11 protein-coding genes and 1 pseudogene are annotated in these 15,100 nt (G+C 68.8%); 2 read left to right on the top strand and 10 right to left on the bottom strand.

What is annotated here, in order from left to right:
• Positions 1–143: 143 nt before the first annotated feature.
• Entirely contained in the window at positions 144–1,271 is a 1,128-nt protein-coding gene (locus ABZ406_RS28345; protein ID WP_357767993.1) for a helix-turn-helix transcriptional regulator, read from the top strand.
• Positions 1,268–1,846, top strand: coding sequence for an HD domain-containing protein (locus tag ABZ406_RS28350; protein WP_357767995.1), 579 nt, complete (start codon positions 1,268–1,270; stop codon positions 1,844–1,846). Before ABZ406_RS28345 ends, ABZ406_RS28350 begins: the two co-directional genes overlap by 4 nt.
• 99 nt (positions 1,847–1,945) lie before the next feature.
• Here the strand turns inward: ABZ406_RS28350 and ABZ406_RS28355 are convergent.
• The 10 genes and pseudogenes from ABZ406_RS28355 to ABZ406_RS28400 all read right to left on the bottom strand — a co-directional run.
• Positions 1,946–2,119 (bottom strand): annotated as a pseudogene (locus tag ABZ406_RS28355) (IS982 family transposase); the annotation flags it as partial.
• Between the two features lie 98 nt (positions 2,120–2,217).
• Positions 2,218–3,429 (bottom strand): helix-turn-helix transcriptional regulator, encoded by a 1,212-nt coding sequence (locus tag ABZ406_RS28360; RefSeq protein ID WP_357767998.1) that lies wholly within the window; start codon positions 3,427–3,429, stop codon positions 2,218–2,220.
• 258 nt (positions 3,430–3,687) lie between these two features.
• Positions 3,688–4,665 carry a hypothetical protein gene (locus ABZ406_RS28365; protein WP_357768001.1) on the bottom strand — a complete coding sequence of 326 codons (978 nt, stop codon included), beginning with the start codon at positions 4,663–4,665 and terminating at the stop codon, positions 3,688–3,690.
• 32 nt (positions 4,666–4,697) lie between these two features.
• Complete coding sequence (locus ABZ406_RS28370) at positions 4,698–6,227, bottom strand: plastocyanin/azurin family copper-binding protein (protein ID WP_357768004.1); 1,530 nt, start codon at positions 6,225–6,227, stop codon at positions 4,698–4,700.
• A gap of 8 nt (positions 6,228–6,235) precedes the next feature.
• The gene (locus tag ABZ406_RS28375) at positions 6,236–10,177 is read right to left on the bottom strand and encodes a ThuA domain-containing protein (RefSeq protein WP_357768006.1); all 3,942 of its coding nucleotides are present in this window, start codon (positions 10,175–10,177) and stop codon (positions 6,236–6,238) included.
• Positions 10,178–10,200: 23 nt separating this feature from the next.
• Positions 10,201–11,205, bottom strand: a complete 1,005-nt coding sequence (locus tag ABZ406_RS28380) for a multicopper oxidase domain-containing protein (RefSeq protein ID WP_357768009.1) — start codon at positions 11,203–11,205, stop codon at positions 10,201–10,203.
• Between the two features lie 295 nt (positions 11,206–11,500).
• Positions 11,501–12,340: an amino acid ABC transporter ATP-binding protein gene (locus ABZ406_RS28385; protein WP_357768012.1), complete on the bottom strand. Its 840-nt coding sequence runs from the start codon at positions 12,338–12,340 to the stop codon at positions 11,501–11,503.
• A gap of 5 nt (positions 12,341–12,345) precedes the next feature.
• Positions 12,346–13,140 (bottom strand): amino acid ABC transporter permease, encoded by a 795-nt coding sequence (locus ABZ406_RS28390; RefSeq protein WP_357768015.1) that lies wholly within the window; start codon positions 13,138–13,140, stop codon positions 12,346–12,348.
• 100 nt (positions 13,141–13,240) lie between these two features.
• Positions 13,241–14,059, bottom strand: coding sequence for a basic amino acid ABC transporter substrate-binding protein (locus ABZ406_RS28395; protein WP_357768018.1), 819 nt, complete (start codon positions 14,057–14,059; stop codon positions 13,241–13,243).
• 175 nt (positions 14,060–14,234) lie between these two features.
• Positions 14,235–14,912, bottom strand: a complete 678-nt coding sequence (locus tag ABZ406_RS28400) for a hypothetical protein (protein WP_357768021.1) — start codon at positions 14,910–14,912, stop codon at positions 14,235–14,237.
• Positions 14,913–15,100 lie beyond the last annotated feature (188 nt).

A 15,100-nucleotide genomic window follows, 5' to 3' on the forward strand; every position in this document is an offset into this window, starting at 1 on the left:
TGGGACGTTCGGTAACTGCGACGCTACGATCACGACGACGACGGTGGGACTAACCCGCAGTACGCGTGAGCAGGCCAGATGGGCTGCCGCAGCTTTGGCTTCACGGCGGAACGTCGACCACGGGTCAACGTTTGGGGTGACGGATGACAGGTCGCGGACGATCAGCACCACATCGCGGCGCGGTGACCGGCTACCTGTTCAAGCTGATCCGCGAGTCGATCCCGCTCACGCAGGAGCAGCTTGCCGTCGACCTGGACGTCGATCGGGTGACCGTGCAGAGCTGGGAATCCGGGCGCCGGCCGTTCACCGCGGTACCGCTCGGGCAGGCGATCGCCGTCCGACGACGGCTCGGACGGCTCGGCGCGAACACGCTCCTACTCGCAGCACTTGACGATGCCGCCGAGGCGGATCTCATCCTCGCCGCCGTCCTCAACGAACACGTGGACCGCTGCGACCTCGCCGAACAGCCGCTGGGCTGGTCCGTACTCACCCACCGCCTGACCGACCTGATCCTCTGGGCCGTCCTCGGGCAGACACCGACCTTCACCAGAGGGCTACGCATCACCCATCCCCGGCGGGGTCCAGTCGCCTCCGGGCCGACCCTGCCCGCCGACGAGCAACGTGCATTCTTCGCTCACCTTCACGTCCTCGCCGATCGCGCCGCAGCCGGACGGCACCGGAGCGTGCTGCTGCACCGGCAAGCCTGCTTCCTCGCCGGCATGGACCCGAGCAAGGCGGCAGCAGGTTGGCTCGCCCAGACCACCGCCCGAGCACACCGCACGACCACCTTTCGCACGTGGTCACCGCTGTGGCCCGACGCCCGCTCCGTCGTCACGTCCCTCGCCAACCAGGGCGACCCGGAGCCGTTACGAGACTTCATCGCTCGCGCACATCCCGATGACGCCTGCGAGCGAGCAGCCCTCAACTACTCGGCCTACTGGGTGGGCGAGATCCCGTACCGCCACCGCGACGACTCCTTCATGCCCGAAGCGCTCGCGGACTGGCACGGCTCAATCCTTCTTCGGCACCTGGTCTCTCGCCTCGAACCAGGGCACCCGTTCGTCGACCTCAACATCCACAACGCCTGGGCTCTGCTGGCTGCACGACGCGGTCTCGCTCTCGACAACCTCGCCGTGACTCGGGCGCTCCTCAACCGCAGTGTCCCGCTCCTGGACAGTGACCGGATCTCCGCGCAGTCATGCAAGGAACTAACCTCTATCGTCTACAGCCTGCGGGCGGACGGATTCACCGGCACAGGGACGGGCAAATGACCGACGACCACGACGCCGCCGGAGCGATGAACTTCATCTTCGAAGCTGGCGTCCTCAAACGCGCCGCCCGCACCGGCTGGTGGTTCGCCGGCGTCAAACAACCCGAGTCCATCGCCGAACACTCCTTCCGAACAGCGCTCATCGGAATGATGCTCGCCGCCATGGAGGGCGCCGACCCAGCCCGAGTATCGATGCTCTGCACCCTGCACGACACCCAGGAAACCCGAATCACCGACATCCCACACATCGCCAAGCGCTATCTCACCGCCGTACCCAACACCGCCGTCACCGCCGACCAAGTCGCTGCCTGTCCCCCAGCCGTCGCCGACGTCATCACCGCCGCCGTCGCCGAATACGAAGCCGGCGAGACATTGGAAGCTGCCGTCGCCCGTGATGCCGACAAGCTGGAATGCCTCGTCCAAGCCGTCGAGTACCGCCACCAGGGCATCGACAACGTGCAGCGCTGGATCGACAGCTCACGAGCCGCCCTGAAAACCGCCAGCGCCCACCGCCTCGCCGACGCCGCCCTCACCGGACAACCCCTCGCCTGGCTCACTCCCCCGCCACAGCAGTAAGCCTTCAACACTTGGCGTTGTACTGGTCACCGTGCCGGGCATAGGCATCCGAACTGGACGAGACACGCTTTGACCTAGACGAGTAAGTCCGAAGTCTGGTCAGTGGTCGTAGGCGATCAGGGACCTGGTCAGCGGTTGGCCGGTGGCTCGGTTGTGCCAGATCGCGGCGGTCATTGCGAGGAGGCGTTGCGCGACGCGTGCCGCGACGCCTTCGATGCTGCGTCCGCCGTGTAGTTCGAGGTCGAGTTGGCCCTTCAGCGTGTCGTTGAGGGACGCGGCGACCAGGCGATACCCGCACCGCCCGCCGCATCCCGTGAGCAAGAAGCTTCGGTGGGTATCGGAGCGGGATGGGTAGGGTTTCTACCCCTGGCTCAGGACAGCAGCCCGACCTTCATCGCGAGGTCTCGGGCGTCGTCACGCGTGGAACGCGGGCCGTCGAGCAGATCCAAGGTGATCTGGCGGGCGTACCCGTTGAAGCGAATCGTCTCCGGTGCCGACTCGTACGCCTGCCGGAGGGTCATCACGGCCGCTTCCTTGTCGTCCTTGCCGTAGTGCGCCCGCGCGACCTCGATGAGATGGCGTGCCCGGCGCGGCCTCGACGGGATCGCCGCGGAATCATGACGGCGTGCCTGTCGCACCGCCTCACCGGACTTCTGCAACTCCACTGCCACGGTCACCGCGTGAGCGCCCATGATGACCTGCGAGAACGACGTCTGCGGCTGATAGAAACCCTGCGGCAGGCGCTGCGCCACCCGATCGGCGCGATCCCAGTGCCGCCAGGCCCGACCTTCCTCACCAGCACGGGCGGCGGTGTACGCGGCCTCGAAGTTCAACGCGCCCCAGAGCGCCAACAGGTTCGTGTTCCCGTCGGCCGCACGCGACTCCAGCGCCGACAGGAGGTCTACTGTCACCGACATCGCGGTGTCCCAGTCACCGGCATCCCGATGCACCTGGCACAGGAACCACCCCGCGCACGCCACCGCCTCCGGGTCGCCGGACTCCTGCGCCGCCACCATCGCCCGGTCCGCGACCCGCCACAACAACTCGGCAGCGGGCTGATAGGCGAGGAACATCTGCGTCAGCCCGAGCGTCTCCGCCAACAGGGCCTGAGCCCGCCGCCGCTCATCACCCTCGTAGGCCAACGCGGCACGCTGCACGTCGCGTAGCAGCCCCGGCAACAACCCGCCCAGCACGGTGCGGTGGTCCGACGCCTGATGACGCGCACGCCATGCCATGGCAAGCCGGTCCCTCAGGCTCGTCAACGGCTCCGGGCAAACATCCTCGGAAAGTGCGAAGCGGTTGACCGCGTCCCGGACGGACGGCAGCGCCGGATGCTCGGGCCCGTTCACCACAGCAGACCGGGCCCCCAACTCGCCGGCAAGGGCGGACACGTCGACCTTCAGAGCACGCGCGATCCGGTCCAGCATGTGAATGCGCGGCGGCAGGATCCGATCGGTCTCCACCGCCTTGACCCACTCGGCACTGCGGCCCACCAATCCCCCGAGCACCGCGCGGGTCTTGCCGGACCGCTCACGGTATGCCTTCAACCGCTGCCCGAAGGTCAGTTCCGGCAGGGGATCCATCCCGAACCTCCTCTTAGCGCGGAAGCACCAGCCGTATCCAGGGCCGACGTAGCGTCAACGCTACCGAGCAGCCAAGATCCTCATAACCCCTCGTTTGCACGTTCTGGGCGCTCCGGCTGGCCTCGTCGAGCTCCGCCAGTTTCCTGCTGGCGAAGTCGGAGCGCCGCCCGCAAGCGCGGCTCGCGACGCTCCGGCACCCGGCCCGACGGAGGCGGCCGGTCACCCCGAGGAGTGACCGGCCACCGTCGCGTCGATCGGTCAGAGCCGGGCGGCACCCGCCTCGGTGGCCTCCTGCACCGCCGAGGTGCGACGAACCTCGGCCCGCTGGTCGCCGGCGTTCTCCCGGTCCGGAGCGGCCACCCGCGCCGCCCGGTTGGTGGTCGCCGCCGCCTGGTCACCGGTCACGCCACCACGGATCCGGTTGTTGTCGGCCACCTGGGCGACCGGGTCGTTGCCGGTGACAGTCAACTGGCCGTTGATGATGTTGTCGTCCACCGTGACACCACCGGTGGTGCTGGTGATGCTGACGTCAGCACCCCAGTAGCCACCGGAGGCGCAACTGTCGAGCCCACCGTTCGGGCCGAGCTGCACACCACCCAGGTTGCCGGCGAACGTGGCCTTGCCGCGCACCGCGCTGCCGCACACCACACTTCCGGTGGCGCTGTTGAGCACCGACAGTGTGCCGTCGACGAACGAGTCGTGCAGGTCGGTGTAGTAGGTGCCGGTGCTGCTGACGTTGCGCTGCACCTGGGTGCCCCGGTCGAGCCGGACTTCACCGGCACCGACGGTGACGTTCCCGACGACAGTCGACTGCTCGGCGAACAGGAAGCTGTCGATGGTCGTGGCGCCCTTCGGCCGTACGGTCACGGTGCCGGTGCGGGCGTCCTTCAGGAAGATGCCGTACCCCCCGGCCGCGAGCACCACCTGGCCGTCGACGGTCGTCTCGGTCGCGTCGAGGTACCCGTCGTCGGCGACGCGTACCTCACCGCTGATCCGGCCACCGGTCACCACCAGGTTGCCGCCGGCCGCGACTGTGACGTTGCCGGTGATCGTAGTGCCGGTCAGCGCGCAGGACTCGCCGGCGGGCACGAGCAGGTCGTTGGGCACTGTCACCGCACCGCCGGTGCCGATGCAGTGGGTGACCAGGTCGGCGTGGGCGCTGGGTGCCACGGCCAGCACCGAGGCCGCGATGACGGCGCTCACGGTGGCCAGCTTGGCGACGGTACGTCCGGGCATCGTCGTACTCCCTGTGGGTGAGGTTGAGGGACTCATGCGCCGACGTCCGATCGGGCCGCGGCCCGGACGATGGCGCCCTGCTGCCGCCGGTCGAGCGTGCCGCCGGTCACGAGCGCGGCGGTGACCGCCTCGACGTGCCTGACGAACGCGGCATGACCGGGGTAGTCGGCGTGTTCGTCGATCAGGTCGTTCACTGTGCAGCCGTCGCCGGTGTCCACGTTTGCCACACGTGTGTCGTCGCCGTCGATGACCACAGTGGCCCGGGTGTCCGAGTCGGGGCAGCGGTCGGTGCCGTCGGCCACCACCGTGAAGCTGGTCGACTGCTCGGTGGAGGAGTTCCCCGCCGTGTCGGTCGCCCGGTACCGCACCGTGTGCGCGCCGGGTGCGCGGACGGCGACCGGAGCGGTGTACGCGGTCCAGCCTCCGGTGTCGAGCGCGTACTCGACAGTCGCCACCCCCGACTCGGTGTCGGTGGCGGTCACCGTCACCGTCGCGCCACCTACGTACCCGCCGTCCTCGTTGCGGTCACCGGCCACGGTGGCCCCGACGGTGGGTGCGGTGGTGTCCTCGGCCTGCGGCTCGACGACCGTGAAGTGGGCCATCTGCTCGGCTGACGTGTTCCCGGCGACGTCGGTCGCCCGGTAGTGCAACATGTGCATCCCGGCCGTGTTCACCACGATCGGATCGGTGTACGGGGTGAAGGCCGCCCCGTCCAGCGCGTACTCGATGGTGGCGACACCTGACCCGCTGTCGGTGGCGGTCACCGTGGCGGTGGCCGTACCGACGTAGTTGCCGTCGTCGTCGCGGTCGCCAGCCAGTGCGGCAGTGACCACCGGCGCGGTCGTGTCCTCCTCCCCCGGCTCGACGATCCGGAACGACACCGAGCCGACGGTGCTGGTGTTGCCGGCCTGGTCGGTGGCGCGGAACTGCACCGCGTGGTCACCGATCGCGGTCACCCGCACCGGCTCGGTGTACGGCGTGAAGCTGGTGTCGTCGACCTGGTACTCGATGGTCTCCACGCCGGAGTCGGCGTCGGTGGCGGTGACGGTCACCGTGGCCGCGCCGAGGTAGTTGCCGTCCGTGTCCTGGTCGCCCGCCACTGTGGCGGTCACCGTCGGCGCTGTGGTGTCGCCGCCGCCACCGCCCTCGGTGACCACCAGCTCACCGACCATCGCGCTGTGCCCGGGGATCGAGCAGAAGTACCGGTACCGACCCGGGGTCAGTGTGACTGTCGCCTGGTGGCGACCGTCGTTGGCGTCGAACGGGCTGGCCAGGATGTTGAGTGTGACGTCGTGGTTGTAGCCCTCGGTGCTGGTGTCGAAGGTCAGCGTGTGCGGCATCCCGGTGGTGTTGCCAGTGGCCGCGCTGTTCTCCCAGATGATCGTGGTCGCTCCGGCCACGGCGGTGGTGGGCGTGGACTTGTAGCGGGTGATGCTGTCGTCGGCGGTCCAGGTCAACACCTGGTCGGCGGCGACACGCGGGGCGGCGGAGGCGGGTGCCACTGTCAACGGGATCACCGTGAGCAGGAGCGCCGCCAGTGCGGCCGTGAGTCGTCGGGTCATCGTCACTCCTAGAGTTCCCGCACACGGATGTTGCGGAACTCGGTCAGGTCGTTGTCACCGTGGTTCTGCAGGCCGATGAAGCCGCGCAGGAACTGTCGAAGGTCGGTCGGCGGGTCACCGGCGCGCGACGACTGCTTGCCGGGCGTGTTGTCGAACTCGTTGATCACCACGCCGTTGCGGATCATCGTGTAGTGCTGCCCGACGACGCGGATCTCGTAGTCGTTCCACTCGTTCTTCGGCGTCACGCCGGCCTGAGCGAGCGGCACCGGGTCGAAGTTGTAGACCGAGCCGGTCTTCTGCGGCTCGCCGGTGTCGCCGTCGTAGATCTGGATCTCGTGTCCGCAGTAGATCGCCATCCAGGCCGGCGAGGTCCGCGCCGACCCGACAGTGCCGCAACTGTCCGGTGGACGCTGGTCGAGGGGGGTTCGCAGGTCCGGGAACCGGATGAAGACTCCGGTGTTGGCCCGGCCGGTGCCCGGTGCGATGTCGCGGAACTGCACCCTCAGCGAGAAGTCGCCCAGCTCCCTGGTGTGCCAGAGCATGCCCAGCCCACCGCTGGAGCGCAGCGACCCGTCCGGCTGGATGGTGAACTGCCCCGACGGCGCCTGCTGCCAACCCCGCAGCGACTCGGTGGTGCCGTCGAAGAGCGGCTCGTAACCGGTGTGGCCGTCCCGGCCGATCTCGGACGCGGCCGCCAGGCGGGTCAGTGTGCCCACCTCGCGGGTGCTGAGCAGGTCGTCGTCCTGCAACGCGCGGGCCACCGCTGTGACGTGGCGGACGAAACCGTTGTGGTCGGCCCAGGTGCTCTCGTCGTCGATCAGGTCGTTGGCCGTGCAGCCCTGCCCGACCGTGCGACTGGGCACCCCGGTGTCCGTGTCGCCGAGCCACACTGTCGCCCGGTCGTCGGGCACCGCACAGCCCACCGTCACAGGTGTCTGCACCGTAGCCGTCTGACCGTCGGCGTACGTGACGGTGAGCTTCGCGGTGTAGGTGCCGACACTGGCGTACGTGTGCCGGGGGTCCGCCTCGGTCGACGTGGTGCCGTCGCCGAACTCCCACCGGTGGCTGACGCCGCCGGAGCGGGAACCGGTGAAGGCGACTGTCAGCGGCTTGTTCTGGACGGCGGTCGAGGTCGCCGCCGGTGCCGGGGTGGGCGCGCCGCCCGTGTAGGTGATCCGGATCAGCTTCTGGTTGGCATGCAGGCTGAAGAACCCGCCGCCGTAGTCGAGCAGGTAGAGCGCGCCGTCCGGGCCGAACGTCGCGTCCATCCAGCTCTGCAACTTGGTGTCGCCGTTCCCACCCGGGATGATGGCCCGCAGCGACTCGGCGTACACCGGTGGGGCGGCCACTGGCACACCGGCCGGGTCGACGGTGACCGCGACCCGGTTGGTGGCGTTCGACTGGTCGCCGATGAACCACTTGCCGTCCCAGTGCTCCGGCCAGGCGACGCCGCTGGCGGTGTCGACGAGGCTGCGGTGGTACGTCGGGCCGGACATGATGGCCTGCCCGCCGCCGCGCAGGTACGGCTGCGTGTAGGTGGCGTCGGCGGCGACGTACGTCGGGAGACCGCTGCCGTCGGTGCGCTTCGGGAACACCGGGCCGCCACCGTCCGGCGAGTACCAGATCATGTTGTCGCGGGCCGCCGGGATGTTCTCCAGCCCGGTGTTGCGCGGTGACGTGTTCTTCAGGTTGTCGCAGTCGTACCAGCCGGTGAGCACCGTCGCGTCGGTGGTGCTGCGGTCGCGGTACGGCTGCCGGTTGCCCATGCAGTACGGCCAACCCTGGTTGCCGGCCGAGGTGATGATCGTGGCCGTCTCGTACTTCGCGGGGCCCAGGGTGGGGCTTGGTGACGAGGCGTCCGGGCCGACCCAGCCGGCGGTCAGCCACTGGTGCTTCGGGTCGATCTGGAGGCGGGCGATGTTGCGCACGCCCATCACGTAGATCTCGGGTCGGGTCTTCTCGGTGCCCGGCGGGAACAGGTTGCCCTCGGGGATGCTGTACGTACCGTCCGGCTCCGGGTGAATCCGGATGATCTTGCCGGCGAGGTCGTTCGTGTTACCCGACGTGCGGCGGGCGTCCTGGAACGAGATCCCCTGGTATTCCTGCGTCCAGTTGTTGCCGGCGTAGCCCTGCGACCCCTCCGAGGAGTTGTTGTCGCCGGAACCGACGTAGAGGTTGCCCTTGGCGTCGAACGCCATGCCGCCGCCGGCGTGGCAGCAGCTGTGGACCTGCACCGGAAACTGCAACAGGTCCTTGCGGGTGGCCTGGTCGATGGTCTGCGCCTGACGGTCGTAGGTGAACCGCGAGACGGTCCGCTGACCGACCCGCTTCACACTGTCGACCGAGTCGTGTGGCATCCAGTAGACGTAGAGCCAGCCGTTCTCGGCGAACGAGGGGTCGGGCACGATGCCGAGCAGCCCCTCCTCGTTCTTGACCAACTCGGAGCCGCTGCCCCGGTTGCCCATCACCTCAAGCGTGGTGAGCAGCTTGACCTGCCTGGTCCGCGGGTCCCAGGAGTGGATGGTGCCGCAGCCCAGGCCGACCTTCGGGTTGTTCCAGTCCGCGATCGGGCCGCTCGGGCAGGCCGCCTTGCCGACGTAGAAGACGGTGCCGTCCGGCGCGATGGTGAGCCCGTGCGGCTCGCCGATCTGGTCCAGCTGCCCGGTCTGGTTGGCGGCGGTGAGTCGCTCCACCTTGTAGTTCGCGGCGATGGTGGCCTGACAGTCACCGCGTACCCGACCGGTGGTCCAGTTGAGGGCCCCGGCGAGGTGGGTGCGAAACGCCTCCTCACCGTAGCTGCCCTCGGTGTGGCCCATGCCGGTGTAGAACGACCGGCCGCCGTCGTAGTCCCGGCACCAGGACACCGGGTGGAACGCGCCGTTGGCGCCGACCCCCGGGTTGTAGTGCCGCTCCTCGACCTGGGCGAGCGTGTGCACGGTGCCGACCGGGTTCGGGTCCCAGTTCTCCCAGCGGTCGGACCGGGTGATGGTGAGCGGCAGCGACGCGGTGGCGGGGTGCCTGCGGTCCAGGATGTCAACCACAGCGCGGTTCACAGCGGGCGGCTCCGGGACTGTGGTGCTGCCGGTGAACAGGCGCAGGTCGGCGAGTTGGACCAACGGCTCACCGCTGTTCGCTGTGACGTTCAGCCGGTAGCGCGCGAACTCCTGCGGCGTCGCGATGTCGAACCGCCGGGTCTGGTACCGGTCCGGGAAGGTCTGCCCGGTGCGGCGGTCCAGGTCGGTCCAGCTCTGACCGTCCGTGGAGCCCTGCAGGGTCCAGTCCTTCGGGTCCCGACCGGCCGAGTCGTTCGCCGAGGTGAGCGCGTACCCGGTGACCCGCTTGGGTGCTGCCAACTCGTACGCCACCCACGCGGTCGGGGTGCGGACCAGCCACTTCGTGTTGGCGTCGCCGTCGGTCAGCTTCTCCTTGGTCTCGTTGGGTGCGTTCTCGCCGCTGGCGGTGACCCGGGCCACCGGCTCGGCCACCGGGATGGCGCCGGCCGGGCGGGTGCCGATCAGTCCCGTGAACCAGGTGGAGTCGACCTGGGCGCGGGCCGCGTCGGCGATGCCGACGAAACCGCCGCCGGCCTTGACGTAGCTCTGTAACGCCGCCTCCTGGTCGCGGTTCAGCGCGGCGCCCGCCGCGGAGAGAAAGACCACGCTGCGGTACGCGGACAGCCCGGCCGCCGTGAACGTAGCCGGGTCCGTGGTGGCCGTGACATCGATGTCATGGACGGCACCAAGCTGTTCGATGGTGTCCACCGCGCGCGAGACCGGGTCCTGTTGCTCGGCCACCGGGCCGTGGAACACCAGCACAGCGGTCTGCCGTGGCTGCGCCGCCTGCGGAGCGGCAGCCGTTCGTGGTGCGGCTGCGGCCGCCGTCGTCGTCGCCGGGATCAGAGTCGCGAAGGCCGCTACCGCGGCGAGGGTTCGTCGAAACTTCTGGGTCATGCCCGTCCCCACTTTCGGTTCGGTCAGCTTCCGTGCGTGTGGGTGTGGCCCTGGAACCGGTGGATCGCCTCCTCGGCGCCCGGCGGCATGCTGCCGTCGGCGTTGCGCACCAGGAAGATCCCGGCCATGCCGCCGTCGGAGTGCGTCTGCACGTGGCAGTGGTACATCCACGCGCCAGGTCCGACGCCCTCCCCGGCCAGCACCTGGAAGCCGAACGAGCTGCCGGGGTTGAGGTCCTTGTTGTCGACCACGAGGCTCGGGTCGCTCGGCCCCTCCAACATCCCGGTGCGGTTGTCCGCCCAGCGATGCGCGTGCAGGTGGAAGGTGTGGAACAGGTTGCCGTGGCCGATGGCGATCCACTCGACGCGCTCGCCCAGGTTCGCCTCGAACATCGGGGTCGCCGGAGCCATCCGATTGTTGATCATCATGTCGTGGAACACGGCAGTGAACTGCTTCGACGGCAGGATGTCGCCGCGCCGACGGACGATCAGAGCGCCGTACAGTCCCTTCGCGACACCGCCGGTGCCGTGGTCGGTGCCCATCGCGTGATCGTGGTAATGCCAGTAGCCGGCGCTGCCCGGCATGTACCGCCGGCCCGCCGCGGCCACCATCTCGTGAGAGCGCCAGACGTACGTCCGCGTCTCACCCGGATCGTTGAACGAGGCGTTGAACGGGCTGCCGTCGGAGTCGGTGCTGTAGTCAACCCCGTGCGGGTGGATCGACAGCCGCTGGTTCGTGGTGTTGACCAGGGTGATCTCCAGTGTGTCACCCTCGTACATCTCCAGGATCGGGCCCGGAACGGTGGCCTGACCGGGCGCCAGGCCGTAGCCGAACAGGTTGCCGGGCAACTGCTCGGCGTAGATGGTGATCTTCTTGGTGACACCGGCGGCGGCCCGCGCGGGGCTGCCGCCGAACGCGGTGCCGATCGTTGGGGCGGACGCGCCCAACGCCCCGGCGGCGAGCGCGCCGGTGGCGATGAGCGATCTGCGGGACAGGTGGCGGTGGGGGCCACCAGCGTGATCGTCCACGGGTCTCCGTTCCCGACCGGGCGAAGACGCGACGAGGGCAGTGTGCATCGACCGCCGAGCACGGGGCGGTGGCACGACCGAGGGTGAGGCTCGTCGCGGACTTTGCTCGGAAGACTCAGAACTTTCGATGGATGTCAGCAACTTATGTAATCCATCGACGTAAGTAAAGCTCTGATTGCAAAAAGATTACCTTGACATCACGACGTCCATCGATTGACATGGAGCTGACACACAAGCAGACGCCGGGCTACCGTCAATGCGGCAACCCGGCGGTCAGGCGTACGGAAAGTGTGGGTCAGAGGTGGTGGCGGTCGTCCGCCGGCAGGCCGAGCGCCTGCGGTGGCTCGGGCGACTGGTCGGGCTGACCGAGTTGCGCGACGCGGGTCGGGTCGAGAACCCGGGAGAGGAACGCGCGGGTCCGCTCGTGCTTCGGCGCGCCGAGCACCTCCTGCGGCGGGCCCTGCTCGACCACCACGCCACCGTCCATGAACACGACCCGGTCGGCGACGTCGCGGGCGAACGCCATCTCGTGGGTGACCACCATCATCGTCATCCCGTCCTCGGCCAGCTTGCGCATGACGGTGAGCACGTCGCCGACGAGTTCCGGGTCGAGCGCCGAGGTCGGCTCGTCGAAGAGCATCAGCTTCGGCTCCATCGACAGCGACCGGGCGATTGCCGCCCGCTGCTGCTGACCGCCGGAGAGCTGGGCCGGGAAGGTGTCGGCCTTGTCGGTCAACCCGACGCGCTCCAGATTGGCCCGCGCGATCCGCTCGGCCTCGGCCCGACCTCGCCGGAGCACCCGCCGCTGGGCGATGGTGAGGTTGTTCAGGACGGTCAGGTGCGGAAACAGGTTGAACGACTGGAACACCATGCCGATGCCCCGGCGAACCGCGTCGATCTCGACGTCCGGGTCGGTCATCTCGACGCCGTTCACCCAGATCTTGCCGGCTGTCGGCTCCTCCAGCAGATCGACGCAGCGCAGCAGTGTCGACTTGCCGGAGCCGGACGGGCCGATGACACAGACCACCTCACCCTGGCCGACCTCGAAGTCGATGCCGTTGAGCACCTTGAGCGGGCCGAAGGACTTGTGCAGGTCGCGGATCTCCACTGCGGGGCGGGACGGGCTTGTCGTCATCGGGGTCACCGAGCCTTGGCGTAGCGGAGTTCGAGGCGTCGTACCACCTGCGAGAGCGGCAGGGTGATCACCAGGTAGGCCAGTCCGGCCACCAGCAGCGGGGTCGCGTTCACCCGGTCGTTGAGCATGTCCCGACCGAACTTGGTGATCTCGATGGTCTGCGCCGTCACCCCGAGCACGTAGGCGAGCGACGAGTCCTTCGTGAGCAGGATGAGCTCGTTCGTCAGCGGTGGGATCACGATCCGGAACGCCTGCGGGACGACGATCGTGCGCATGGCGGTGAAGTGCGACATGCCGAGGGTCCGCGCCGCCTCCATCTGCCCCTTCGGCACGGCCTGGATGCCGGCCCGGATGGTCTCCGCCATGTACGCCGCGGCGGTCAACCCGAGGCCGATAGCTATCGATCCGAACACCCCGCCCGGGATCTCGCGCTCCGGGAAGGCGATCGGGATGCCGTACCCGACGAGGAACAGCACCAGCAGCGCGGGCAGGCCCCGGAACAGCTCGATGTACGCCGTCGCCACCCAGCGGTACGGCGCCACCCGGGACAGCCGCATCAGCGCCAGGACGGTGCCGAACACGAGCCCGAAGGCGAACGCGCCGAGCGTGTACAGGACGGTGTTGCGCAGCGCGACGGTGATGATCGTCGGGAACATCGACTTGATGATGTCGACGCGGAAGAACGCGTCGGCCAGCCTGTCCCAGTCCGCGGCGACGAGCACCGTGGCGATGATGGCGATGAAGACCAGGTACTGGAGCCCGAGGGACAGCCGCTCCCGCTGGCGGCGTCGCAGCTTCACGTTCGCTCGTTGCCTTCCCGGAGGTTACCGACACGGAGGGCGCGCGGGACGCACGCCCTCCGGTACTGCGCGGTGCTCAGGCGCTCGGCCGCGCTGCGGCTCAGGCGCTCGGCTGCTTGCCGATCCACTTCTCGTAGATCGTGTTGTACGTGCCGTCCTGCTTGGCCTTGGCCAGCACCTCGTTGATCTTCTTGAGCAGCTCCGGGTTGGCGTCCTTCTTGACGGGGAAGCCGTACTGCTCACCGGTGTCGAACTCGGCCGCTACCTCGAACCCGCCCGGGTTCTTCTTCAGGTACTCGGTCCAGACCGGCAGGTCGTTGATGGCGGCCTCGACCTGACCGTTGGCGACCGCCTGCTGGAGGGCGGCGAGGTCCTCGAACTCGACGAGCTTCAGGCCCTTCTCCGCCTCGAGCTTCTTGGCGTAGTCACGACCCGTGGTGGCCGCCTGGACGCCGAGCTTCTTGCCAGTGAGGTCGTCGAGCGACTTGTAGGTCTTGCCGGTCTTGACGAGCATCGCCTGGGTGGCGTCGAAGTAGGGATCGGAGAAGTCGATGACCTTCTTCCGCTCCTCGGTGATGGTCATGCCGGCGGCGGCCGCGTCGCACTTGCCGGTGTTGAGGTCCTGACCGGACTTGATCCCCTCGAACGGGGTGTCGATGATCGTCTGCTCGACGCCGAGGTCCTTGGCGACCAGGTCCATGATCTCGACGTCGAAGCCGGTCACCTTGCCGCTGGCGTCCTTGGACTGGAACGGCGGGTACGGCAGGTGGGTGCAGACGGTCAGCTTGCCCGCCGCGACCAGCTTGACGCCGCTCGCCTGGACCTCACTGTCGTCCTTCTTCGCGCAACCCGCTGTCAGCGCGAGGGCGGCGACGGCTGCGACGAGGCCGGCCTGACGGACGACGCTTGGGAACCTCACGGCTGTGCCCCTCCGATTCGGCTTCCATTACCTAGAAAGCCAATCTGGTTCGTAGACTTTGCGATAGCGACCGTACCCGATTCGGCGCGTCGGCCCCAGATCGCGCGGCGACCGCTCGTCCGACGCGGCACGTCGAGCCCCGCCGGGAAACCCGACAGTTGCCCCGCAACGGGCCTCAGCCACCGGTTCCCTCGGCTGCCCCGTCCGGGGTGAGGGCCCCTCCGTGCGGGTCTGTGTCCAGGAACACGTGCTGGTGGCCCTGCCCGGCATCGACGCCGATCTGGTCGAGTTGGGTCGCCGCGACCGACCAGATGGTCGCGGCCTCGGCTGCCTGCCGCGCGCTGACGTCCAGCACTGCCGCACGATGCGCGGCCGGGACGGCGGCGGCCAGCGCGTAGGCGTCGACGGCCAGTGACGCCTGCTGGACCGCTCCGCGCAACCCGCCCCGCGCCACGTTCGTGGCGGTGGTTCCCGACGGCGGGTCGGCGAACGGCTCGGCCGCCTGGCGCATGACCTCCTGCCACTGGCGCGCCTTCGCCGGGTCCGGCGCACGTCCACCGGTCGCCTCCGTCTTCATCGCGGCCAACACCGGGGCGACCTGGTCGCGGACGCGTCGGGCCGTCTCAATCAGTTCCGCGATCTGCTGGGCATCCCGCTTCGCCTCGTCCTGCTTGAGGTTCGCGATCGTCGCCTCGGTGGCGTCCGGACGGCCCACCTGGTAGCCGATCAGCCCACCGAGCAGTGCGGTGACAAGTGCGATCACGCCCGCGACGGCCGCGAAGCGCACTGTGCGTCGGTGGCGCGAGTCGGCCTTGTCCAGTTGGTAGGAGGGTCGGCCGGTGCGGCGCGCCATCGCATCTCCTCACATCGATGGTCTGGGGGCCACAGGGTAGCCGCCGGTCTGGACGCCCGTCGATAGGGCCGCGCGCGCCCACGTACCCCCTCGGGGTGACTTGGGGTCTTTGGGCGTTTTATGGGTTTTTGATCCTTATCGTGATGCTTGCGCCGCTGGCACCGGCCCACGACAACCAACCGCGTTGC

The organism is Micromonospora sp. NPDC005710 (genome assembly GCF_040630995.1).
Lineage (GTDB): Bacteria > Actinomycetota > Actinomycetes > Mycobacteriales > Micromonosporaceae > Micromonospora.